We start from the raw sequence: 21,602 nt of genomic DNA on the forward strand, positions 1-21,602 counted from the left end.
GAGCGCCGGGCGCCGAGCGCCGAGGATGACGCCGCGCTCGGCGCTCCGCGCTCGGGTCGCCCGCCACGCGCGGCCGGGTGCGCGCGCGGAGCCCCCGCCATCCGACGAACCCGGAAGCGCTCCGGCCCTACGACGACGCGGCGTGCGCGCGCAGCAGCGCCGCCACCTCGTGCCGCCCGCAGTGCTCGGCCCACCCGAGCGGGTCGGCGTCGTGCTCGGTGTCGCGCACCGACGGGTCGGCGCCGGCGGCGAGCAGCAGCCGCGCGACCTCGACGTGCCCGAGGAACGCCGCGAGGTGCAGCGGCGTCACGACCGCGCCCCAGTGCGCCCACCGCGCGCCCGGGTCGGCGCCGCGGGCGAGCAGCTCGCGCACCGCCTCGGCGTCGCCCCGCTTCGCCATGAGGTGCAGCGCGCCCGCGTCGACGACGCCCGCGCCCGGGTACGCGCGCGCCGCCGCGTCCCCCGCGCGCAGCGCCAGCGCGACCAGCAGCGTCGCCGCGACGCGCCCGCGCGCCGCCGCCAGCACGGCGCGGTCGGTGTCGGGGTCGGTGGCGTACGCCGACGGCGGCATCCCCTCGGCGTCGCCGGCCAGCGGGTCGGCGCCCAGCGCCAGCAGCAGCGCGGCCATGCGCGGGCGGCGCATGCGCACCGCGAAGTGCAGCGGGAGCTGCCCCCCCTCGTGGCGGCTCATCGGGCGCGCGAGCTGCGACGGGTCCCCGGCGACGATGCGGCGCACCTCGTCCGCGTCGTCCGTCGCGACGGCGGAGAAGACGTGGTGCCGCGCCCCCGCCGCGCGCAGCAGCCGCACGACCTCGCGGTGCGCGTCGTCGTCGCAGCCGTCCCAGCACGTCGCCCAGCCGATGACCTCGAGCGCGTGGTCGTCGCCGCGGCCGACCGGGTCGGCGCCGGCGGCGAGCAGGCGGCGCACCACGTCCGCGCGCCCCGCGGCGGCGGCCCAGTGGAGCGCGGTCGTGTCGTCGCCGGCCTCCTTCGCGTTCGGGTCGAGGCCGCGCGCCAGCAGCAGCGCGACGACGGCGTCCTGCCCCGCGTGCGCGGCCGCGTGCAGCGGCGTCCACGCGTAGGGCGGGAGGCGCGCGTGCAGCCGCGCGGGGTCCTCGTCGAGCATCGCGGCCACGCGCGCGGCGTCGCCGGCGCGCACGGCGTCGAACAGCGGCTGGACCTCCGACACGGGCTCGGGCACGGCGGCCTCCCTCGGCTGGGACCCCGAATATCCGGCCGGCGGGGGCGCGGCACCAGCGGCCGGACGGCGTCCTCGCGGCGCGGCGCCGCCGGCGTTAGCATCGCCCCGACACCGACGCGGAGGCGCGATGACGGCGGACGACGGCGTGCGGCTGGGACGGATCGGGCAGGTCGCGATGACGGTGCGGGACCTGCCGGGCGCGGTGCGGTTCTACCGCGACGCGCTGGGGCTGCCGTTCCTGTTCGAGGCGCCGCCCGCGCTGGCGTTCTTCGACTGCGGCGGGGTGCGGCTGATGCTGTCGGCGCCGGACGGCGGGGGGGAGGCGGGGAAGAACTCGGTGCTGTACTTCGCCGTGCCGGACATCCGGGCGGCGTACGACGGGCTGCGCGGGCGCGGGGTCGTGTTCGTGGACGAGCCGCACCTGATCGCGCGGCTGCCGGATCGCGAGGTGTGGATGTGCTTCCTGCGGGATCCTGACGAAAATCTGCTGGGGCTGATGTCGGAGATTCCCGTCGGGTGAGATCGTTGCGCCGCGGGAGGGAGGCGTGGGGGCGCTCCGGCGGCGGGATGATGGCTGCGCCATCATAGCGCCGCCTCCGACCCCCACGCCTCCCTCCCGCCACCTCCAGTCTTCAACCCACCCACAAACCCAAACAACCCAGACCTGTTTGGCTTGTGGGATGTGACGGTGAGGGGTCAGAGGGGGTGGGACGATGGGGGGTCGAAGGCGGCGCTATGATCGCGCCAGCGATCATCCCGCCGCCGGAGCGCCCCCCATCGTCCCACCCCGCGCGCGCGGATCTCCGAGCGCCGACAGCACCGCAACGGCATCGTCCGCGCGCCCGGCCGGCACGAAGAGGTGATCGTGCAACGCCCCCGCGATCACGTTCGCCGGGATCCCGCGCGCCGCGAGCGCCGCCGCCATCGCCGCCGTCATCCCGACGGCCTCCAGCGACGAGTGCACGCGACACGTCACGCACCGGAACGTCGCCCCGCCGCGCCACACCCCGCACGCCCGCGCGTACGCGGCCCGCAGCACGAGCGACACGCCCTCCTCCTCGCGCACCATCGCGAACGCCGCCGCGAGGTGCGCCGCCGCCGCCTCCGCCGGCAGCGACACGAAGACGAACTCCCCGTCGAGCAGCGCCGGCCGCAGCGTCGCCAGGAGCGTCGCCAGGTCCGTCTCGCCGGTCGCGCTCACGCGTCGCGCTTCCCGAGCGCCGCCGGCGCCGCGGCGCGCGCCGACACGCTCGCCAGCACGACGAGCGTCAGCAGGTAGGGGAGCGCGAGGAAGAGCTGGTACGGCAGCCGCCACCCCATCGCCTGGAAGAGGTACTGCAGCGCGCTCGCGGCGCCGAAGAGGAGCGCGGCCGCCGCGACGCCGACCGGGTGCCAGCGCCCGAGCACGACCACCGCGATGGCGATGAAGCCGCGCCCGGCCGACATCCCCTCCGCGAAGGTGCCGGCCTGCGCGAGGACGAGCGTCGCGCCGGCGAGCCCGCCGAGCGCGCCGCCGAAGAGGGTGGCGGCGAGCTGCACGCGGCGCGGGCGGATGCCGGCGGCGGCCGCGGCGTCGGGGCGCTCGCCGACGGCGCGCAGGGCGAGGCCGGCGTGCGTGCGGAACGTCCACCAGGCGAGCGCGGGGACGAGCAGGTAGAGCGCGTAGGTCGCCGGCGGCTGCGCGAACAGCGCGCGCCCGACCACGGGGAGCGCCGACAGCCCCGGGACGGCGAGCGGCGCGGTGGTGGGCGTGGCGAGTGACGCGCCGGTCTCGCCGTAGATCGAGCGGTACAGCGTGCCGGTGAGGCCGAGCGAGGCCAGGGTGACCGCGGTGCCGGTGATGATCTGGTCGGCGCGCAGCCCGACGGCGAACAGGGCGAACAGCGCCGACGCGGCCAGCCCCGCGAGCGCGCCGACGACGAAGCCGAGCCCCGCGCCGGCGGCGCCCCCGGCCACCCCGGCGCCGACCAGCGCGCCGAAGGCGCCGGCCATGATCGCGCCCTCGAGGCCGATGTTGATGACGCCCGCGCGCTCGGTCACCGACTCGCCGAGCGCGGCGAGGGCGAGCGGGGTCGCGGTGCGGACGGTCGCCTCCAGGAAGGCGGCGAGCGCCTCGGTCACGCGGCGGCCTCCGCCCGCTCGACGGCCGGCACCGCGGCGGCGGGGGCGGGGGCGCGCTCGCGCAGCCGCTCCCCCAGCCGGTCGGCGGCGAGGACGAGGAGGATGAGCAGCGCCTCGACGACGGTGACGACGACGGCCGGGACGCCGGCGTCGCGCTGCATCGCGCCGGCCCCCGCCTCGAGCGCGCCGAACAGGATCCCCGACGCGACGACGCCGAGCGGGTGGAGGCGGGCCAGCAGGGCGACGGCGATGGCGGTGTAGCCGTAGCCGGGGGAGAGGTTCTCGTAGAGCGCGTAGGTGACGCCGGTGACCTCGACGGCGCCGGCCAGCCCGGCGAGGGCGCCGCTGGCGAGGAAGGCGGCGGTGGTGACGGCGGCGACGTCGATCCGCCCCGCGCTGGCGGCGGCGAACGGGTTGAGCCCGGTGGCGCGCAGCCGGAAGCCGGCGGCGGTGAAGCGGAGGAAGGCCCAGAGCGCGACCCCCGCCGCCACGGCCAGCGCGAAGCCGAGGTGAAGGCGCGAGCCGGGGACGATCACCGGGAGCTGGGCGGCCGCGCCGAGCGACGGGGACTGGGGATAGATGCGCTGCGGCTCCTGGAGAGGCCCGCGCACCAGCCACCCGGCGGCGTGGAGCGCGACGAAGTTCAGCATGATGGTGCTGATGACCTCGAGCACGCCGAAGCGGCGGCGCAGGACGGCCGCGATCCCGGCCCAGGCGGCGCCCGCCGCGACGCCCGCCAGGAGCGCGGCGGGAAGGGCGACGATCGCGGGGGCCGCCCCGAGCGCGAGCCCGACGGCGGTCGCCGCCCCCCCGCCGGCCAGCAGCTGCCCCTCGGCGCCCACGTTCAGGATCCCGGCGCGGAAGGCGACGGCGACGGCGAGGCCGGCGAGGATCAGCGGGACGGCCCGGACGAGGGTCGCCGAGAGGAGGGCGTAGCGCGACCCGGCCGCCCCGGCCCAGAGGGCGCCGAGGGCGGCGGCGGGGTCATGGCCGGTGAGGGCGAGGAGCAGGACGAGCGCGCCGACCGCGAGGAGGGCGGTGGCGAGGCCGACGGCGAGCGGGCGGAGCGTCACGGCGCTCAAGCTACCACCGCCGCCGCGGGTTTCCGCGCCCCGCGCGGGCGTCGGTCAGCGGCAGGCGACGGGGTCGGCGAACGGGGTGTGCTGCCGGAGCGCGCGGAGCGAGCCGCGGAGCACGGCGTCGCGGAAGCGCTGGCGCGGCTCCTCGGCGAGCTCCTCCCGCCAGGGGAAGCCGAGCGCGGTGCGGGAGCGCCAGAGCGTCGGCCCGACGATGGCGGCGCGGCTGGCCTGGCTGCGGACCATCCCGCGAGCCCGCGCGTCGGCGGCGACCCAGAGGAGGCGTCGCTGCCACGGGGCGAGCGGACACGACTCGGCGGACGCCCCGGTCGGGGGCTCGTCGCTGGTCAGCCCGGCGGGGAGGCCGAGCCGGAGGTAGACGCGCTCCGCCGACCAGGGGGACGGGGCGTCGAGGGCGAGGCGGGCGATGGCGGTCGCCGGGAGCGGGGCGGTCGGGCCGAAGCGCGCCCGGAACCACTGCACCCCCACGGGGGGGAGCGGGGTCACGCGGCCGAGCGCATCGACGATCGCCTCGCCGGCGCCGGTGCCCGGGATGGGGGCGGTGGCGCCCGCGAACCCCGGCAGGTCGAGGTCCTGCACGGACGTCAGCACGCCATTCATGCGCCCCTCGCGCGCCAGCATCGCGGCGACGTACCAGTCCACCCCTCGCGCGAACAGTTCGGCCGGGCGGTCGGCGGTGGCGCGGCCGCGGCCGCTGCGCGGGTTGCGGGTGTCGGCGAGGGCGCGGACGGCGGTGGCCAGCGGTTCGGCGCCGAGCCGGGCGGCGCGGTCGGTGGCGTAGGTGCCGCGGAGGCCGAGCTGGGTGCGGGCCGTCTGCCAGTCGAGATCGTGGGCGAGCTCGTGGGCGACGGTCCCGGCGCCGGAGGCCGGAGGGAGGTAGATGGTGCGGTCGGCCGGGTCATGGAGGGCGAGGGCGAGGTCGCCCTTCGGCGACGCGCCGATGCGCACGCCGAGCCCGTCGAAGCCGAGCCCGGGGAGGGCGAGCCGGAGGTCGGCGAGGGCGGACTCGAGGTCGAGGAGGGCAGGGACCCGCCACGCCGGGGCGAGGCCGCGGTCGAAGGCGATGCGCGAGATGCCGGCGCCGAGCCGGATGCGGTCGGCGGTCTCGGCGACCCCGAGGGTCGCGGTGCCGGGGGAGGGGGCGACGACCGGGGCCTGGGCGAAGGGGCGGGCCGCGACCGCGACCCCGTGGACCAGCCGTCCGAGCCGCCGGCGCACCGGGGCGTCGGCGGCGACGGTGGCGCGCAGGCGGACCCATTCGGCGGCCAGGGCGTCGGCCGTGCGGGCGCGCGCGGCGAGGCGGCGGATCACGAGCGACTCGCTCTCGGTCGCCGAGCTGTCGTCCGACTGCGGTGATGCTGGCAGGTCCGAACGGTAGCCGCCCAGCGTGATCGTGACGTAGGGGTCGGGGCGGAGGGGGCGATCGGCGAGCGTCGCCGCCAGCATGGACGCGGCGCGGCAGGGAAGCCAGCCGTCGACGGCCGCACACCCCGGCACACGGATCGAACGCGCCGATGCAGTCGCCGAGCTGTCGCCCGAGTGCGCGGAATCCGGGACCGTCGCCAGCTCCGTCCGCGCGGCGCCGGCGCGCAGCTGCACCAGCAGCCGCTCGCCGGCGCGGGGCGCGGCCGCCTGGTCGGGGCGCAGGTCGTCGGCCAGCAGCGGACGCTCGGCGGCGACGCGGCGCTCGCGGCGCCAGCGGACGAGCAGGGCGAGCGCGTCCGCCTCGGGCGGGGCCGGGTCGGCGGCGCGGGCGGCCAGCAGTCGGGCCGCGTCCTCGCGAGCGAGACGCCGGTCGCGGGCGAGGGCGGCGGCCGGGGTGGCGGCGTCGGCGACCGTGGCCGGGACCAGCCGCTCGGCGCGGGCCAGGGTGTAGGCGAGCCGGATCGTCAGCTCGCCGGTGCGCGCGGACGGTGCGCGGGCGACGGTCGAGTCGATGAGGGCGCGGTGGGCGGCGCCGTCCGTCTGCGCGCCGGGGAGCCACGGGTCGGTCGCGTCGCCGAGCGACGGGGCGTCGATCTGGTAGACCTCGCCGCGGGCGGCCCGCCCGAGGAGCGCCCAGGCGATGGTGCGACCGAGCCCGGCGAGCTGCGGGTCGGAGGCGGCGCGCTCCGCCAGCTGGAACGGCGACCCGAGCCCGAGCCGGGCGCGCTCCAGGTACAGGAGGGCGTGGGCGCCGGCCGTGTCGAGGCGCGCCGGGGTGGGGCGGCCGCTGACGGAGCGCGCCGACTCGTCGCCGACCGCGAGCGCGTGGAGCGAGTCGACCGCGCGGTCGGCCTGCCGGATCCACGCCGCATCGGTCCCCGATACGCCGACACGGTCGCTGCACCCCGCCGCCAGCACGGCGGCAGCGAGAGCGGCGGTCAGGAGGCGGGGGCGGAAGGCGGGTCGCGACATGGAGCCGGTGGGGCCTGCACGGTACGTGCGCGCCCTCCCCCGGCGTCGACGTCCGGCGACGGCTCAGGCGGCGCCGAGCATCGCGCGGCCGACCGCGTCCCGCTCGGCGGGGGTGGGGCGCACCCGTCCGTCGTACACCACGAGGACGCGGTCGGCCAGGGCCAGCACCTCGTCGAGGTCGGACGAGTAGAAGACGACCGCCGCCCCCGCGGCGCGCGCCTCCCGCAGCCGGGCGAGCACCGCCGCCGTCGCGCGCACGTCCAGCCCCCGCGTCGGGTTCTCGGCGACCACCAGCTCCGGGGGAGCGGCGTCGGCGTCGCCGGCCAGCTCGCGGGCGACCACGAACTTCTGCTGGTTGCCCCCGGAGAGCGCGCGCGCCGGCAGGCGCACCCCCGTCGCGCCGGCCCGCACGTCGAAGCGGTCGACCAGGGCGCGGGCGCGGCGGGCGAGGCGCGGCCACGGCAGGAGGCCGCGGTGCGCCCCCGCCCCGCGGAGCGCCAGGTTCTCGACCAGGGTGCCGTCGAGCAGGAGCGCGTCGCGGTGCCGGTCCTCGGGGATCCAGGCGACGCGCGCCGGCAGGTCGAGCGCCCCGCCGCTCGGGACGAGCCGGCCGGCGAGGAGCCGGAGGAGCTCGTGCTGGCCGCTCCCCTCGACGCCGACCACTCCGAGCAGCTCCCCGGTTCGGACCTCGAAGGTCGCGTCGCGCAGGCGGGTCACACCGCGCGCGTCGACATACGAGAGCCCGCGGGCGCTGACGGCGGGAGTCGTGACGGCGGGAGTCGACGGAGCGGGAGTCGCGACGGCGTAGTGCGCTCTTCCGACTCCCGCCGTGGCGACTCCCGCCGTATCGACTGCCGCCGTATCGACTCCCGCCTCCCCGAGCAGATGCGCCGTGAGTGCGGCCTCGTCGGTCGCGGCGGCGGGCGACGTCGCCACCGTGCGCCCGCGCCGGAGGACCGTCACGTCGTCGGCGAAGGCGAGCGCGTCCCGCAGCTTGTGCGTGATGAGGACCGCCGTGGCCCCCCCGTCGACGAAGCGGCGCAGCCAGGTCAGGAGCTCGCGCGCCTCGGCGGGGGTGAGGACGGCGGCCGGCTCGTCGAGGATGAGCAGGCGGGCGTCGCGGGCGAGGGCCTTCACGATCTCGAGGCGCTGCTGGGCGGCGACCGGAAGGTCGGCGGCGCGGGCGGCGGGGTCGAGGGCGAGCCCGGTCTGCGCGCCGACGCGGCGCACGACCTCGGCGGCGGCGCGCGCGTCGTAGCGCCCGCGCCCGCCCAGCGCGACGTTCTCGGCGACCGTCATCGCCGGGACGATCGTGAAGTGCTGGTGCACCATGCCGACGCCGGCGGCGATCGCGTCGGCGGGGGAGGCGAGGCGGCGCGGCGTGCCGTCGAGGCGCACCGTGCCGGCGTCGGGCTGGAGGAGGCCGAAGGCGACGCGCATGAGCGTCGTCTTGCCGGCGCCGTTCTCCCCCAGGACCGCGTGCAGCGACCCGCCGCGCACGTCGAGCGACGCGCCGTCGAGCGCGCGGACCGGGCCGAAGCGCTTGACGACGCCGTCGAGCTGGAGCCTCACGTGCCGCTCACCCGCGGGTCACTTCGGGGCGGCCTGCTGCGGGCAGCCGGTGCGCTGGCGCGTGTCGACCAGCGAGACGATGCGCCACCCCTCGGCCGTGCGGGCGAGCTGGAAGGAGTTCACGCCGCAGTGGCTGAACGTCTTGCCGGCGTAGAAGGCGTACGGCGTCCAGGCGACGGCGAGCGGCCCGTCGACGTGGACGGTCTCGTTGTCCGTGCGCTCGTCCCACACCTCGGCGTGCGGCGTGCCGACGGCCTTGATGAAGTTGGCCAGCGAGTCGAGGCGCACCTGCGGCGCCCCGTCGCGCCCGATCAGGGCGGAGCCGAGCTGCGCGCGCGGGTGGAAGACGGCGCGGACCGCGGCGCTGTCGCCGGCGCGCATGGCGTCGAAGAGCTGCTTGACCACGCCGAGGACGGCGGCGCGGTCGTCGGCGGACGCCGCCGCGGGGGCCTGGGCGGCGAGCGGCGCGGCCGCCACCGCGAGGAGGGCGAGGGATCGGAGGATCATGGGGGTAAGATGCAGCATGTCGTCCGACCCCGCCTCCACCCTCCCGTTCGAGATCCGTACGAGCCCCATCCAGGGGCTCGGCGCCTTCGCGACGCGGCCCATCCCCGCCGGCACGCGGCTGATCGAGTACGCCGGGAAGCGGCTGACCCCCGCGCAGATGGAGGCCGAGTACCCGGACGTCGCGGGGGAGCGGCACCACACCTTCCTGTTCGCCATCGAGGACGAGGTCGACGGCGACTGGGTGGAGGTGGTGGTCGACGCGTCGCGCGACGGGAACGACGCGCGGTTCATCAACCACTCGTGCGCCCCGAACTGCGACGCGGTGGTCGAGGACGCGCGGATCTGGATCGAGACGATCCGCGACGTGGCGCCCGGCGAGGAGCTGGCGTACGACTACGCGTTCGTGCTCCCGGAGCGGCACACGCCCGCCGCGAAGCGGCGGTATCCGTGTCACTGCGGGGCGGCGACGTGCCGGGGGACGATGCTGGCGAAGAAGCGGTGATGGCGACGCACGCCTCGTGCGCCCTCGGCGGACGCGACTTCTCGGTGGCGTACTTCCTCGACGAGGGACGGGTGACCGCAGCGGTCGCGCATCGATTTCCCCCGCCGGCGCCGGTGCCGTTCCGGGAGGCGCTGCGGCGTCTGCTGACCGGTTGGTCGCGTCCCCCGCGCGCGCCGGCGTCGTCCGCTCCCCTGCCGGCGGGGTGGGACGGCGCGGTCGGCCAGGGCGGGCCGCACGAGGTGCTGCACAGCCGCGCGCGGCGCCGCGTCCGGGTGGCCGGCGCGGAGTTCGTGCTGCCGGCCGACGGGACGACGCTCGTGCTGCTGGTGCACGACGACCCGGTGCGGGTCGAGGCGCGCACCGTGCCCGTGGTGTCCGCCGTCGTGCCGGGCGCGCACCGCGCGCTGTGCGAGGCGCTGGCGCGCGATCCGGTCGTGCGCGCGTTCCTGCCGGACGGCGCGCTGCGCGTCCGCTAGCCCGGGCTAGACGCCGGCGCCCGCGACCAGCCGCTCCGCCGCGTCGCGCAGGACGTCGGGGTGCACGGGCTTCAGCAGCACCGCGCTCCCCGGGTGCAGCGTGCGGCGCCAGCGGTCGCGCCGGTCCTCGCGCCCGGTGAGCGCCAGCACCGGCAGCGTGGGGGCCTGGCGCCAGAGCGCGTCGGCCAGCGCGTGGCCGTCCATGCCGGGCATCGCCAGGTCGGTCACCAGCAGGTCGACCGCGCGCCCCTCTTCCTCCTCCCGCGTCCACGCCGCGAGCGCCGCGTCGCCGGAGTCGGCGGCCAGCACGCGCCACCCGCCGCGGCGGAAGACGCGGGCCAGCCAGCGGAGCACCTCGCCCACGTCGTCGACGACGAGGACGGTGCGGGGGGACGAGACGGCGAAGAAGTCGGGGCGGGCGATCACGTCAGACGGACGAGCGATCCCGGCGAAGGCAAACGTCAGCCGGGCGGCACGGCGCCCCCCGTCGCCCGCGCCGTCGCCACCACCGCGCCCACGTGCCGCTGCGTGTGCTCGGCGGCGTGGAAGAGGAGGCCGAGCACGTTCGACGGCAGCCGCGCCCGCCCCACCTCGCGCGGGTCGAGCAGCGACGACTCCGGCGTCGCCGCGAGCTGCGCCAGCGCGGCGGCGACGCGCGCCTCGAAGCCCGCCAGCAGCGTCGCCGCGTCGACCGGCTCCGGCCCCGCCTCGGCGGCCAGCGTGTCGCGCTGCCGGTCGTCGAGCGCGGCGCCGCGCGCGTACGTGAGGAGCCGGTCGAGCGCGCCCACCGCGCGGAGCACGTGCCAGCCGACCGACGGGGCGCCGTTGCCGGGGCTCGCCCACAGCCCCGCCGCGTCGAGCGCGGCGCCGGCGCGGGCGACGAGCTCGCGCGCCTGCTGCAGCGCGTGCGCCGCCGGCTGCAGCAGCGGCGGCACGCCGGGGACCGGGCCGCGCAGCCAGGGCTCGGGGGCCGTCACCCCCTCACTCCGGGCGCACCGGCGTCGCCGCGTCGGGGCCGGCGACCGTCGTCCACTTCTTCACCGCCCAGCGCGTGATCAGCCCGTTCTGCACGTACGGGTCGGCCTCGGCGAAGCGGCGCGCGGCGTCGGGGGAGTCGCCCCGGAAGAGGAGCGCGGCGCCCTCGGGGGGATCGCCCAGGGCGCCGGCGAGCACCAGCTCGCCGCGCTCGGCGGCCGCCCAGGCGAGGGCGAGGTGCGCGCTGCGGAAGTCGCCCCGGCGCGCGAGGTAGTCGGGGGCGGTGTCGTACATCAGGAGATAGTGGGCCATGACGGCAACATGACGACGGTGCGGCGCACTGGCGAGGGCGTGCGTGGGTCCGTACGATTGCGCCGCCGGACCCTCACCGCCGAGACCCATGCCGACCGACGACCCGTTCGCGGCCCCCACGCGGCGCGCCTTCCTCCAGGCGCTGGCCCTCCCGCTCCTCGCCCCGCTGGCGGTGCCGCTGGCCGCGTGCACGCCGCGCGACCCCGCCCTCGACGCGGGCGACACCGCCGCGCCGGCCGCTCCGGCCGCGACGCCCGCCGCCGCCGGCCCCGCGTCCACGGCCGCCATGCGCCTCGGGGTGCAGCTCTACACGCTGCGCGACGCGCTCGGGAAGGACCTCGAGGGGACGCTCGCGCAGCTGCAGCAGATCGGCTACCGGAACGTCGAGCCGTTCACCCACCACGGGAAGACGCCGCAGGAGTTCCGCGCGATCCTCGACCGGCACCAGCTCGCGGCGCCGTCGGCGCACGTCCCGATCGCCGACCTGCGCGCGTCGGCCGAGCGGGTGCTCGACGCGGCGGCGACGCTCGGCCACCAGTGGGTGGTGATCCCGTGGCTCGACGACAAGGAGCGCACCGCCGACGGCTACAAGCGCGTGGCGGGCGAGATGTCGCGGTGGGGGCAGCTCGCGCGGGCGCGGCAGATCGGGCTCGCGTACCACAACCACGACTTCGAGTTCGCGCCGATCGCCGGGTCGACGCAGACGGGGTGGGACATCCTGCGCGCCGAGGCCGACAGGGAGCTCGTGAAGTACGAGCTGGACGTGTACTGGGCGACCAAGGCCGGCAAGGACGCGCTGGCGATCATGACCGCGGAGCCGGGGCGCGTGACGCAGATCCACGCCAAGGACGCGACGGCGGCGCCGGAGCGGAAGATGGTGGACGTCGGCGCGGGCACGATCGACTGGGCGACCATCGTCCGGCAGGGGCGCGGCGTCGGGCTGCAGAACGTCTTCGTCGAGCACGACAACCCGACCGACGCGATCGCGTCGGCGCGCGCGGGCTTCACGCACCTCCAGTCGATCGTCTCGTGAGCCAGGGGCAGCAAGGGCAGCAGCAGGTCTACGACGTCTGCATCGTCGGGTCGGGCGCGGGCGGCGGGATGGCCGCGTACGCGCTCACGAGGGCGGGCGCGCGCGTGGTGATGCTCGAGGCGGGGCCGGCGTGGTACGCGTCGAAGAACTCGACGATGATCCTCCCCGCGTACCAGACGCAGCGGCGCGGGCGCGCGACCAAGACGCGCCCGTTCGGCGAGCACGACGCGTGCGACGGCGGGTGGGAGATCGAGGGGGAGCCGTACACGCGCGCCCCCGGCACGCGCTTCGACTGGTGGCGCGGGCGCATGCTCGGCGGGCGCACCAACCACTGGGGGCGCATCTCGCTGCGCTTCGGCCCGCGCGACTTCAAGGGGAAGTCGCACGACGGGCTGGGCGACGACTGGCCCATCGGGTACGAGGACGTCGCCCCGTACTACGACCGGATCGACGACCTGATCGGCGTGTTCGGCTCGAAGGAGAACCTGCCGAACGAGCCGGACGGGAAGTTCCACCCGGCGCCGAAGCCGCGCTGCTACGAGCTGCTCGTCAAGAAGACGAGCGACAAGCTGGGGATCACGTGCATCCCGTCGCGGCTGTCGATCATCACCAAGCCGCTGCCGGGCCGGCAGGCGTGCCACTACTGCGGGCAGTGCAACCGCGGCTGCTCGGTGAAGGCGAACTTCTCGAGCCCCGACGTGCTGATCGCGCCGGCGCTGCAGACGGGGCGCCTGACGCTGATCACGGAGGCGATGGCGCGCGAGGTGACGGTCGGGCGCGACGGGCTCGCGACCGGCGTCGCGTACGTGCACAAGCCGAGCGGCGAGGACCGGCACGTGCGGGCGCGGGTGGTGGTGCTGGCGGCCAGCGCGCTGGAGAGCGCGCGGCTGCTGCTCAACTCCAAGTCGTCGCTGTTCCCGCAGGGGCTGGCCAACGCGAGCGGCACGGTCGGGCGCTACATCACCGACACGACCGGCACCGACGTGTCGGGGTTCATCCCGCAGATGGTCGACCACGTCCCGCACAACGAGGACGGCGTGGGCGGGATGCACGTGTACATGCCGTGGTGGCTGGACAACAAGAAGCTCGACTTCCCGCGCGGCTACCACATCGAGGTGTGGGGCGGGCTGGGGCAGCCGTCGTACGGCTACGGCGGCGGCTTCCAGCGCTACCCGAACGTCGCCGGCTACGGGAAGAAGCTGAAGGACGACTACCGCCGCTTCTACGGCTCGACGATCGGCTTCTCGGGGCGCGGCGAGATGATCCCGAACGACAAGTCGTACGCCGAGATCGACCCGACGGTGGTCGACCGGTGGGGGATCCCGGTGCTGCGCTTCCACTGGGAGTGGAGCGACCACGAGCGCAACCAGTCGAAGCACATGCAGGAGACCTTCCGCCGGCTCATCGCCGAGATGGGCGGCACGGTCTACGGCAACGCGCCGACCAAGGAGCAGGACTACGGGCTGGCGCCGGGCGGCCGCATCATCCACGAGCTGGGCGGCACGCGCATGGGCGCCGACGCCAAGTCGTCGGTGCTGAACCGCGACTGCCAGGCGCACGACTGCAAGAACCTGTTCGTGGCCGACGGCGCGCCGTTCGTGTCGCAGGCCGACAAGAACCCGACGTGGACGATCCTCGCGCTGGCGTGGCGCACGGCGGACGGGATCATGGCGAAGCGGAAGGCGGGGGAGATCTGATGGGTCCGAATTCCGAGGTTCGCTCGACGCTCGACGCTCGACGCTCGCGTCGCCGCCGGGACGACGTGGGCGTGGAGCGTCGAGCGTCGAGCGTCGAGGGAGGTGCCGCCGCATGAGCGACCAGGTCTCGCGCCGTCAGGCGCTGAAGGTCCTCTCCGTCCTGCCGCTTGCCGGCGTGGTGGAGGCGCAGCAGCCCGCGCAGCCGCCGCAGGCGCCGCGGCAGCCGCACGCGACGCCCAACCAGCCGGCGGCCGGCGCGGCGCAGCCGCCGGCGAACGCGGCGCAGCGGAAGTTCTTCACGGCGCGCGAGTGGCGCACCGTCGGCGTGCTGGCCGACGACGTCATCCCGCGCGACGAGCGGTCGGGGAGCGCGACCGACGCCGGCGTGCCGGCGTACATCGACTTCAACATGTCGGTCCCCGAGACCGACGAGAACGCGCGCACGCAGATGCGCGGCGGGCTGCGGTGGATCGACGCCGAGAGCCGGCGCCGGTTCGGCGTCGACTACCACCGCGCGTCGCAGGCGCAGCGCCACCAGGTGCTCGACGACGTGGCGGGGCCGCCGGCGCAGGCGAAGCCGGAGTTCCGCCACGGGGCCGCGTTCTTCAACACCTTCCGCAACATGGTCGCGTCGGGGTTCTTCTCGAGCGCGATCGGGTGGAAGGACCTCCAGTACCAGGGGAACGTCTTCAACCCGGCCTGGAACGGGTGCCCGCAGCCGGCGCTCGACAAGCTCGGGGTGAGCTACGACGTGATGACGACGCGCGTCGCGCCGCAGCGCGCCGGCACCGAATGACGGAGCGCCTGGGGATCGGCTTCGTCGGCAGCGGGTTCATCGCGCGCTTCCACGTCCGGTCGTTCCAGGCGGTGCGCGAGGCGGACGTGGTCGGGGTGTGGAGCCCCAACCGCGCGAACGCCGAGTCGGCCGCCGCGCTGGCGCGCGAGCTCGACGTCGGCGACGCGCGGGCGCACGCCTCGATCGCCGACCTGGTGGCCGACCCGCGCGTCGACGCGATCTGGCTGACGGGGCCCAACCACGCGCGCGTCGACAACGTCGCGGCGATCGTGCAGGCGATTCGCGACGGGCGCGGCACGCTGCGCGGCCTCGCCTGCGAGAAGCCGCTCGGCCGCACGGTCGCCGAGGCGCGTCGGGTCCAGGAGCTCGTCGACTCGGTGGGGCTCGCGACCGGCTACCTCGAGAACCAGCTCTTCACGCCGCAGGTCGAGACGGGGCGCGCCCTGCTGTGGGCGCGCGGCGCCGCGGCCACCGGGCGCCCGTACCTCGCCCGCGCCGCCGAGGAGCACTCGGGGCCGCACATGCCGTGGTTCTGGGACGGCGCGTCGCAGGGGGGCGGGGTGCTCAACGACATGCTCTGCCACTCGGCGCTGCTCGTGCGCCACCTGCTCACGCGCCCCGGCGAGCCGCTGTCGACGGTGCGGCCGGTGCGCGTGACGGGGCAGGTCGCGTCGCTCAAGTGGACGCGCCCCGAGTACCGGCGCGCGCTGCAGGCGTCGATGGGCGTCGACTACGCGGCGCGGCCGAGCGAGGACTTCGCGCACGCCACGATCGAGTTCGAGACCGCCGACGGGCACGTCGCGATCGGCGAGGCGTCGACGTCGTGGAGCTTCGTCGGGGCGGGGCTGCGGCTGAGCGCCGAGCTGCTGGGCCCCGAGTACTCGATGTCGTGGAACTCGCTCGACGCGGGGCTGAAGCTGTTCTTCTCGCGCGCGGTGCGGGGCGCCGCGGGCGAGGACCTGGTCGAGAAGCAGAACGCCGAGGTGGGGCTGATGCCGGTGGTGGCCGGCGAGCCCTGGGCCTACGGCTACGAGGCGGAGAACCGCCACTTCGCGCGCGCCTTCCTCGGGAAGGAGGCGCCCATGCTCACCTTCGCCGACGGGGTGGACGTCGTGCAGCTGCTCATGACCGCGTACCGCAGCGCCGAGGAGGGGCGGACGCTCGCCCTCGACGGCGCGGCGGTGGAGGACTTCGTGCCGCAGGTGGCGCGGGGCACCTGGCGCCCGCGCGCGCTCGACCTGCAGGCGTCGCCCGGGGAGGCCCGATGAGCGCGTCCGGCAACGTCTCGCGCCGCGACTTCGTGGCGACGGCGGCCACGCTGGCCGCCGGGATCACCATCGTGCCGCGCCACGTGCTCGGCGGCCCGGGGTACCGCGCGCCGAGCGACACGCTGAACGTCGCGATCGTCGGCGCCGGCGGGATGGGGATGGCCAACTGGACGCAGCTGCTCGGCGAGAACGTCGTCGCGCTGTGCGACGTCGACTTCCCGTTCGTCGAGCGGTCGCTGGCGGGGCGGCTGCGCACGCGCCCGCCGACCTCGGTGCCGGCGACCGTCCCCGAGGCCGAGCGGGCGCGGTGGATGGCCGAGCGCACGGCGTCGGCGGAGAAGGCGCTGAAGGAAGCGCAGGCGATGGAGCAGACGTACCGGAAGGCGAAGCGGCACGCCGACTTCCGCCGGATGCTCGACACGCAGAAGGACATCGACGGCGTGCTGGTGGCGACCCCCGACCACGCGCACGCGGCGATCGCGTCGCGCGCGATGCAGGCGGGGAAGCACGTCTACGTGCAGAAGCCGCTGGCGGCGACGGTGTACGAGTCGCGGCTGCTGGCGCGGCTGGCGCGCGAGAACCCGAAGCTGGTGACCCAGATGGGGAACCAGGGGCACTCGGGGGAGGGGACGCGCCGCATCAAGGAGCTGATCGCGGCCGGCGTGCTGGGGAAGGTGAGCGCGGTGCACGTGTGGACCGACCGCCCGGTGCGCTACTGGGCGCAGGGGATCCCGCGTCCGGTGCCGGCGACCGCCGCGGCGGCGCCCGCGGCGACGACGCCCCCGGCGCAGCCGCTGGCGCTGAGCGACGGGGTGCCGCTGCCGGCCGCGCCGCCGCGCTGGAACATGCGCACGGTGGACGACGCGGTGCGCGCGGCGATGGCCGCCAACCCGCAGACGCCGCCGGCGGGGCTCGACTGGGACCTGTACTGCGGCCCGGTGCCGGCGATCCCGTACCACCCGGCGTACCACCCGTTCTCGTGGCGCGGGTGGACCGACTTCGGCGTCGGCGCGATCGGCGACATGGGCGCGCACCTGATCGACCAGCCGTACTGGGCGCTCGACCTGACGCAGCCGACGCGCGTGACCGCGAGCTCGTCGCCGTGGGGCGGGCCGGCCAACGCGCCGGCGAGCTACCCGCTGGCGATGACGGCGGAGTACGAGTTCCCGGCCGTCGGCGCGCGCGGGCCGGTGAAGCTGTTCTGGTACGACGGCGGGCTGCTCCCGCCGCGTCCCCCGTTCCTCCCCGACGACGTGCCGATCCAGACCGCCGACGGCGGCGGCGGCGTGTTCGTGGGCGAGAAGGGGATCCTCATCTACGAGACGTACGGCAACAACCCGCGCCTCTTCCCGGCGTCGCTGCAGGCGGAGGCCGACCGCGTGCCGAAGTCGCTGCCGCGCGTCGAGGTGCCGCACGAGGTGAACTGGGCGCGCGCCTGCCGCGGGCAGGAGCAGGCCAGCTCGCCGTTCGCCTACGCGGCGGCGCTGAACGAGACGATGCTCCTGCCGATCGTCGCGCTGCGCGCCGGGCAGGGGCGCACGATCGCCTACGACGCGGCGGGCATGCGGGTCACGAACGTGCCCGACGCCGGCCAGTACCTCACGCGCCAGTACCGCGAGGGATGGACCCTGTGAGAGCGATTCCAATCGTCGCCGCCCTCCTCGTGGCGGGAGCTGCGGGCTGCGGGCAGCGGACCGACAGCGCCGCCGCCGACACCACGACGCCCGCGATGACCGCCGACTCCGCCGCCGCCCCGCAGCCGGGGGCGCCCAACACGCTCACCGACGCCGAGCGCGCCGACGGGTGGCGCCTCCTGTTCGACGGCACGAGCACCGCCGGGTGGCGCGGCTACGGGAAGGCCGCGATGCCCGACAGCGGGTGGTCGGTGGTCGACGGGTCGCTGGTGCGCACGGGGCGCGGCGGCGACATCGTCACCGCCGACAAGTACAAGGACTTCGAGCTGGCGTTCGAGTGGAAGGTGCCGCCGGGCGGGAACAGCGGCGTCTTCTACCGCGCCATCGAGGACTCGAACGCGATCTACATGAGCGCGCCCGAGTACCAGGTGCTCGACGACGAGCGGCACGTCGACGGGAAGAACCCGCTCACCTCCGCGGGCGCGGCGTACGGGCTGTACGCGCCGCCGCGCGGCGTGGTGAAGCCGGCCGGCGAGTGGAACGCGGGGCGCATCGTGGTGGCGGGGAGCCGCGTCGAGCACTGGCTCAACGGGCAGAAGGTCGCCGAGTACGAGCTGCAGGGCGCCGACTGGAAGGCGAAGGTCGCGGCCTCGAAGTTCAAGGACTGGCCGACCTACGGCACCGCCGCCGAGGGGTACATCGGGCTGCAGGACCACGGCGATCGGGTGGAGTTCCGGTCCATCAAGGTGAGGACGCGCTGATGGCCGCGACGACCGCCACCGGGGCGATCCGGACGCGCCTCTCGGTGATGATGTTCGTGCAGTACTTCATCTACGGCTCGTGGCTCGTCACGCTCGGCACCTTCCTCGGCAACGTGCTGCAGGCGAGCGGCACCGAGGTCGGGTTCGCGTACATGATGCCGGCGCTGGCGGCGATCGTGTCGCCGTTCCTGGTGGGGATGGTCGCCGACCGCTTCTTCGCCACCGAGCGGGTGCTGGCGGTGCTGCACCTGGCGGGCGCCGCGCTGCTGTTCGCGGCGACGCGGCAGACGAGCTTCTCGGGGTTCGCGGTGGTGTTCGGCCTGTACACGCTGTGCTACATGCCGACGCTCGCGCTCACCAACGCGCTCTCGTTCGCCAACATGCGCGACCCGGGGACCGAGTTCCCGCGCATCCGCGTGCTCGGCACGATCGGCTTCATCGCGGTGGGGCTGCTGATCGGGCGGCTCGGCGCCGACGCGACCGCGCTCCCGCTGCAGATCGGCGCCGGCGCGTCGGTGCTGATGGCGCTCTACTCGCTCTCGCTCCCGCACACGCCGCCGCCGGGCGCCGGCAAGCCGTTCTCGGCGCGCGACGTCCTCGGGCTCGACGCGCTGGCGCTGATGAAGGACCGCTCGTTCGCGGTGTTCGTGCTCGGCTCGTTCCTGCTGTGCATCCCGCTGCAGTTCTACTACGCCTTCACCAACCCCTTCCTGAACGAGATCGGGGTGAGCGGGGCGGCGGCGAAGATGACGCTCGGGCAGATGTCCGAGATCGGCTTCATGCTGCTGATGCCGTGGTTCTTCGCGCGGCTCGGCGTGAAGAAGATGCTGCTGATCGGGATGGCCGCGTGGACGGCGCGCTACGTCCTCTTCTCGCAGGGGAACGCGACGACGGGGATGTGGATGCTCTACCTCGGGCTCCTGCTCCACGGCGTCTGCTACGACTTCTTCTTCGTGACGGGGCAGATCTACGTCGACCAGCAGGCGGGGCCCGGGATCCGCGCGGCGGCGCAGGGCTTCATCACGCTGGTGACGCTCGGCGTCGGCCAGGCGATCGGGTCGTGGCTGTCGGGGGTGGTGGTCGACGCCAACGCGATCCCCGCGGTCGCCGGCGCGCCGGCCGGGCACGACTGGGGGACCATCTGGCTGGTCCCGGCGGCGGGGGCGCTGGTGGTGCTGGTGATCTTCGCGCTGCTCTTCCGGCCGCGGGCGTCGTCGCGTCCCGACGCGCGGGTGCCCGACGCGGCGCCGGCGAGCGCGCCGGCTTAAGAGCTTTCGACACGGAGGGACACGGAAACCGGGGGAGAGACTCGAGCCTGCAGTCTCTCCCCCGGTTTCCGTGTCCCTCCGTGTCTGCTCCTACCGGGCGCTCAGTCCGCTCGCCCCAGCAGCCGCGCGGCGCGGTGCGAGGCGGAGGCGCCGATGTCGGCGCACTGGGCGGGGGTGAAGCCCGCGAGCTCGCGGCGGGGGTGGTGCAGCCAGGCTTCGGCGGCCGGGCGGTCGGGGAAGGCCTCGGCGGCGCGGTCGGCCAGCCAGCGCAGGCGCTCCACCGGCCGGTCGGCGAACGACGTGTCCACGGTCGATCCTCTCGGGCGTGTCGGGTGGCGTGGAGACGCGAGCACGGGTCCCGCCAGGCTGCGGCGACGACCCGTGCGACGCGCGGGGGGATGCCAGCCCTCGTGCTGGCACCGTCGTACGGTGGCAAATAGCGTGCTCGACAGCAGACCCGGGTTACTGGAAGATCCCGAAGTTGCCCAGCAGCCACCACAGGATGATGAAGATGAGGACGGTGCTGAAGCACCCGCCCCCCAGCTTCTTGGCGCCGTACCCGGCGGCGAGGCCACGCAGCAGTTTGCTCATGCGGGGGCGTGATGCACGACACATACCGGGTGCCCGGGGCGGGTGACCTGTGACACCGAGCCGGCGACACGGCGGCGCCAGCTTTGGGGGACCCGCGTGGCAGGGTCATCCACCGCGCCGCGCTCCCGCCCCGCCCCCCGCTGTTCCCGCCGTACCGTGTCTCCCGAGTCGTACGACCGCGCCGACGAGCCGCGCCCCGACGCCCGCCGGCGCCCCCTCGAGCGCGCCCTCCCGGCGCGCGACGTGGACGAGCAGATCTTCCGCCGCCTCCTCGGCTGGGAGCCGCTCGCCGACGGCCGGATGCGCCGTCCCGACGGCGCCGTCGTGCCGCTGCCGCGGGTGAGCGTCGACGACCGCCAGGCCGACGCCGTCGCCCGGCTCTTCCACGAGCCGTTCTGGCGCTGGCACCTGTACGAGCGCGAGGACCTGCCCGGCGCGCCGCGCCACCTCGCGCTGCTGAACGACGTGTGGTCGCTCCCGCCGCGGCAGTACGTGGGCGAGGGGCACGCGCGCGCGGCGGCGATCGCGCAGGCGATCCTGCACGCGCTCGACGAGCGGGTGCGCGGGACGGAGCGCGCGGACTGACGCTGTTGCTCGGACGCTGGTGCAGTCCCGGTGAGTGCGGCTAATGTGACGCCGATCACGTATGACGATCTCGTCATACGCTCGAGGCCGCCGACGCGGGCGGCGCCGTCGCGCACTCCCTTCGAGGATCGACCATGCCCGTGCTCCGCCACGCCCGTCGTCTCAGCGCCCGCTCACTGCTCGCCGTCGCCCTCGCGCTGCCGGGCGGCACGCTGGCCGGGCAGGGACAGATCGACGTCAGCTCGGCCACGCTGTTCACGAGCCGGTCGCAGTTCCTGCAAACGGTGACCGGCGGCTGCCAGACCGCGTTCTCCGACCTGAACAACGTGGCGGACGGCGGGACCGTGATCCCGCTGCGTGAGGCTCAGGGCTGCATCGTGAACACGATCGGTGGCTCGGCTCCGTGGAGCCCCGCCGTCCTCGGGGGAGCGACCGTGCAGGGCGGGCAGATCACGAGCGCGACGCCGTTCACGATCACGTTTCCCGGAAGCTCCGGGCAGCTGCCGCAGGGCTTCGGCGCCGACTTCCGTCTGCTCGGCGGGGGCACGGACCTGCTCTTCCTGACGTTCAGCGGGATCAACTTCGCGCCCTTCACGCGGACGTTCCTGCTGGGCGAGAGCACGCAGTTCCTCGGCGCGCGGGTGCCGAGCCGGTTCCAGCAGGTCACCATCAGCACGCAGGGGAACACCACGGTGGTGGTCGACAACTTCGCCGTCCTCGCGCCCGAGCCGTCCACGTATGCGCTGCTCGGCACGGGACTGCTGGCGCTGGGTGGCGTGGCCGCGCGACGCCGGCGGGGCTGACCGCAC

General features: G+C 75.7%; 24 protein-coding genes. 12 read left to right on the forward strand and 12 right to left on the reverse strand.

Annotated elements, in window-relative coordinates; genetic code table 11:
* Positions 1-127 precede the first annotated feature (127 nt).
* The gene (locus PYV61_RS01590; RefSeq protein ID WP_275827602.1) at positions 128-1,201 is read right to left on the reverse strand and encodes an ankyrin repeat domain-containing protein; all 1,074 of its coding nucleotides are present in this window, start codon (positions 1,199-1,201) and stop codon (positions 128-130) included.
* A gap of 127 nt (positions 1,202-1,328) precedes the next feature.
* Between PYV61_RS01590 and PYV61_RS01595 the strand changes: the two genes are divergently transcribed.
* Positions 1,329-1,721 (forward strand): VOC family protein, encoded by a 393-nt coding sequence (locus PYV61_RS01595; RefSeq protein ID WP_275827604.1) that lies wholly within the window; start codon positions 1,329-1,331, stop codon positions 1,719-1,721.
* A 231-nt stretch (positions 1,722-1,952) separates the two neighbouring features.
* Here the strand turns inward: PYV61_RS01595 and PYV61_RS01600 are convergent, their stop codons facing one another.
* The 6 genes from PYV61_RS01600 to PYV61_RS01625 form a co-directional block, all read right to left on the reverse strand.
* Positions 1,953-2,402: an ACT domain-containing protein gene (locus PYV61_RS01600; protein WP_275827606.1), complete on the reverse strand. Its 450-nt coding sequence runs from the start codon at positions 2,400-2,402 to the stop codon at positions 1,953-1,955.
* Positions 2,399-3,322 (reverse strand): ABC transporter permease, encoded by a 924-nt coding sequence (locus PYV61_RS01605; RefSeq protein WP_275827608.1) that lies wholly within the window; start codon positions 3,320-3,322, stop codon positions 2,399-2,401. The genes PYV61_RS01600 and PYV61_RS01605 overlap by 4 nt, the downstream gene beginning before the upstream one ends.
* Positions 3,319-4,395 (reverse strand): ABC transporter permease, encoded by a 1,077-nt coding sequence (locus PYV61_RS01610; protein WP_275827610.1) that lies wholly within the window; start codon positions 4,393-4,395, stop codon positions 3,319-3,321. Before PYV61_RS01610 ends, PYV61_RS01605 begins: the two co-directional genes overlap by 4 nt.
* Positions 4,396-4,449: 54 nt before the next feature.
* A complete protein-coding gene (locus tag PYV61_RS01615; protein ID WP_275827612.1) occupies positions 4,450-6,816 on the reverse strand; it encodes a hypothetical protein in 2,367 nt (788 codons plus the stop codon).
* A 63-nt stretch (positions 6,817-6,879) separates the two neighbouring features.
* Positions 6,880-8,388 carry an ATP-binding cassette domain-containing protein gene (locus tag PYV61_RS01620; RefSeq protein ID WP_275827614.1) on the reverse strand — a complete coding sequence of 503 codons (1,509 nt, stop codon included), beginning with the start codon at positions 8,386-8,388 and terminating at the stop codon, positions 6,880-6,882.
* Between the two features lie 18 nt (positions 8,389-8,406).
* Positions 8,407-8,895, reverse strand: a complete 489-nt coding sequence (locus PYV61_RS01625; RefSeq protein WP_275827616.1) for a nuclear transport factor 2 family protein — start codon at positions 8,893-8,895, stop codon at positions 8,407-8,409.
* Between the two features lie 16 nt (positions 8,896-8,911).
* Here PYV61_RS01625 and PYV61_RS01630 point away from each other — a divergent pair, with 16 nt between their 5' ends.
* Both PYV61_RS01630 and PYV61_RS01635 read left to right on the forward strand, forming a co-directional pair.
* Positions 8,912-9,397, forward strand: coding sequence for an SET domain-containing protein-lysine N-methyltransferase (locus PYV61_RS01630; protein WP_275827618.1), 486 nt, complete (start codon positions 8,912-8,914; stop codon positions 9,395-9,397).
* The gene (locus PYV61_RS01635) at positions 9,397-9,873 is read left to right on the forward strand and encodes a hypothetical protein (protein ID WP_275827621.1); all 477 of its coding nucleotides are present in this window, start codon (positions 9,397-9,399) and stop codon (positions 9,871-9,873) included. Before PYV61_RS01630 ends, PYV61_RS01635 begins: the two co-directional genes overlap by 1 nt.
* A gap of 6 nt (positions 9,874-9,879) precedes the next feature.
* Here PYV61_RS01635 and PYV61_RS01640 read toward each other — a convergent pair whose 3' ends face one another.
* The 3 genes from PYV61_RS01640 to PYV61_RS01650 are packed head-to-tail and all read right to left on the reverse strand — an operon-like array spanning position 9,880 to position 11,160.
* Positions 9,880-10,299, reverse strand: a complete 420-nt coding sequence (locus tag PYV61_RS01640; RefSeq protein ID WP_275827623.1) for a response regulator — start codon at positions 10,297-10,299, stop codon at positions 9,880-9,882.
* A 35-nt stretch (positions 10,300-10,334) separates the two neighbouring features.
* On the reverse strand, positions 10,335-10,850 hold the full coding sequence (locus PYV61_RS01645) for a DinB family protein (RefSeq protein ID WP_275827625.1): 516 nt from the start codon (positions 10,848-10,850) through the stop codon (positions 10,335-10,337).
* Between the two features lie 4 nt (positions 10,851-10,854).
* Positions 10,855-11,160, reverse strand: coding sequence for a YciI-like protein (locus tag PYV61_RS01650; RefSeq protein WP_275827627.1), 306 nt, complete (start codon positions 11,158-11,160; stop codon positions 10,855-10,857).
* A gap of 88 nt (positions 11,161-11,248) precedes the next feature.
* On the opposite strand from PYV61_RS01650, the gene PYV61_RS01655 reads away from it, so the two are divergent.
* The 7 genes from PYV61_RS01655 to PYV61_RS01685 all read left to right on the forward strand — a co-directional run bounded on the left by PYV61_RS01655 (position 11,249) and on the right by PYV61_RS01685 (position 19,617).
* Positions 11,249-12,193, forward strand: a complete 945-nt coding sequence (locus PYV61_RS01655) for a sugar phosphate isomerase/epimerase (protein WP_275827628.1) — start codon at positions 11,249-11,251, stop codon at positions 12,191-12,193.
* Positions 12,190-13,890 (forward strand): GMC family oxidoreductase, encoded by a 1,701-nt coding sequence (locus PYV61_RS01660; RefSeq protein ID WP_275827630.1) that lies wholly within the window; start codon positions 12,190-12,192, stop codon positions 13,888-13,890. Before PYV61_RS01655 ends, PYV61_RS01660 begins: the two co-directional genes overlap by 4 nt.
* A 112-nt stretch (positions 13,891-14,002) precedes the next feature.
* The gene (locus PYV61_RS01665) at positions 14,003-14,686 is read left to right on the forward strand and encodes a gluconate 2-dehydrogenase subunit 3 family protein (RefSeq protein ID WP_275827632.1); all 684 of its coding nucleotides are present in this window, start codon (positions 14,003-14,005) and stop codon (positions 14,684-14,686) included.
* The gene (locus PYV61_RS01670) at positions 14,683-15,954 is read left to right on the forward strand and encodes a Gfo/Idh/MocA family oxidoreductase (RefSeq protein ID WP_275827634.1); all 1,272 of its coding nucleotides are present in this window, start codon (positions 14,683-14,685) and stop codon (positions 15,952-15,954) included. Before PYV61_RS01665 ends, PYV61_RS01670 begins: the two co-directional genes overlap by 4 nt.
* Positions 15,951-17,588 carry a Gfo/Idh/MocA family oxidoreductase gene (locus PYV61_RS01675; RefSeq protein ID WP_275827636.1) on the forward strand — a complete coding sequence of 546 codons (1,638 nt, stop codon included), beginning with the start codon at positions 15,951-15,953 and terminating at the stop codon, positions 17,586-17,588. Before PYV61_RS01670 ends, PYV61_RS01675 begins: the two co-directional genes overlap by 4 nt.
* The gene (locus PYV61_RS01680) at positions 17,585-18,349 is read left to right on the forward strand and encodes a DUF1080 domain-containing protein (RefSeq protein WP_275827638.1); all 765 of its coding nucleotides are present in this window, start codon (positions 17,585-17,587) and stop codon (positions 18,347-18,349) included. The genes PYV61_RS01675 and PYV61_RS01680 overlap by 4 nt, the downstream gene beginning before the upstream one ends.
* A complete protein-coding gene (locus PYV61_RS01685) occupies positions 18,349-19,617 on the forward strand; it encodes a nucleoside permease (protein WP_275827640.1) in 1,269 nt (422 codons plus the stop codon). The genes PYV61_RS01680 and PYV61_RS01685 overlap by 1 nt, the downstream gene beginning before the upstream one ends.
* Positions 19,618-19,718: 101 nt before the next feature.
* Here PYV61_RS01685 and PYV61_RS01690 read toward each other — a convergent pair whose 3' ends face one another.
* Both PYV61_RS01690 and PYV61_RS01695 read right to left on the reverse strand, forming a co-directional pair.
* On the reverse strand, positions 19,719-19,925 hold the full coding sequence (locus PYV61_RS01690; RefSeq protein WP_275827642.1) for an antitoxin Xre/MbcA/ParS toxin-binding domain-containing protein: 207 nt from the start codon (positions 19,923-19,925) through the stop codon (positions 19,719-19,721).
* Positions 19,926-20,079: 154 nt separating this feature from the next.
* Positions 20,080-20,208, reverse strand: a complete 129-nt coding sequence (locus PYV61_RS01695; RefSeq protein ID WP_275827644.1) for a hypothetical protein — start codon at positions 20,206-20,208, stop codon at positions 20,080-20,082.
* Positions 20,209-20,364: 156 nt separating this feature from the next.
* On the opposite strand from PYV61_RS01695, the gene PYV61_RS01700 reads away from it, so the two are divergent.
* Together PYV61_RS01700 and PYV61_RS01705 are read left to right on the forward strand one after the other, a co-directional pair.
* Positions 20,365-20,793, forward strand: coding sequence for a hypothetical protein (locus PYV61_RS01700; protein ID WP_275827646.1), 429 nt, complete (start codon positions 20,365-20,367; stop codon positions 20,791-20,793).
* A gap of 134 nt (positions 20,794-20,927) precedes the next feature.
* Positions 20,928-21,596: a PEP-CTERM sorting domain-containing protein gene (locus PYV61_RS01705; protein WP_275827648.1), complete on the forward strand. Its 669-nt coding sequence runs from the start codon at positions 20,928-20,930 to the stop codon at positions 21,594-21,596.
* Positions 21,597-21,602 lie beyond the last annotated feature (6 nt).

The sequence above is a fragment of the Roseisolibacter sp. H3M3-2 genome (assembly GCF_029211165.1).
Lineage (GTDB): Bacteria > Gemmatimonadota > Gemmatimonadetes > Gemmatimonadales > Gemmatimonadaceae > Roseisolibacter.

Coding starts and splice junctions, on each gene's coding strand:
- PYV61_RS01595 (WP_275827604.1), top strand. CDS start 1,329: ATGACGGCGGACGACGGCGTGCGGCTGGGACGGATCGGGCAGGTCGCG.
- PYV61_RS01615 (WP_275827612.1), bottom strand. CDS start 6,816: ATGTCGCGACCCGCCTTCCGCCCCCGCCTCCTGACCGCCGCTCTCGCT.
- PYV61_RS01625 (WP_275827616.1), bottom strand. CDS start 8,895: ATGATCCTCCGATCCCTCGCCCTCCTCGCGGTGGCGGCCGCGCCGCTC.
- PYV61_RS01630 (WP_275827618.1), top strand. CDS start 8,912: ATGTCGTCCGACCCCGCCTCCACCCTCCCGTTCGAGATCCGTACGAGC.
- PYV61_RS01635 (WP_275827621.1), top strand. CDS start 9,397: ATGGCGACGCACGCCTCGTGCGCCCTCGGCGGACGCGACTTCTCGGTG.
- PYV61_RS01650 (WP_275827627.1), bottom strand. CDS start 11,160: ATGGCCCACTATCTCCTGATGTACGACACCGCCCCCGACTACCTCGCG.
- PYV61_RS01655 (WP_275827628.1), top strand. CDS start 11,249: ATGCCGACCGACGACCCGTTCGCGGCCCCCACGCGGCGCGCCTTCCTC.
- PYV61_RS01665 (WP_275827632.1), top strand. CDS start 14,003: ATGAGCGACCAGGTCTCGCGCCGTCAGGCGCTGAAGGTCCTCTCCGTC.
- PYV61_RS01670 (WP_275827634.1), top strand. CDS start 14,683: ATGACGGAGCGCCTGGGGATCGGCTTCGTCGGCAGCGGGTTCATCGCG.
- PYV61_RS01675 (WP_275827636.1), top strand. CDS start 15,951: ATGAGCGCGTCCGGCAACGTCTCGCGCCGCGACTTCGTGGCGACGGCG.
- PYV61_RS01685 (WP_275827640.1), top strand. CDS start 18,349: ATGGCCGCGACGACCGCCACCGGGGCGATCCGGACGCGCCTCTCGGTG.
- PYV61_RS01695 (WP_275827644.1), bottom strand. CDS start 20,208: ATGAGCAAACTGCTGCGTGGCCTCGCCGCCGGGTACGGCGCCAAGAAG.
- PYV61_RS01705 (WP_275827648.1), top strand. CDS start 20,928: ATGCCCGTGCTCCGCCACGCCCGTCGTCTCAGCGCCCGCTCACTGCTC.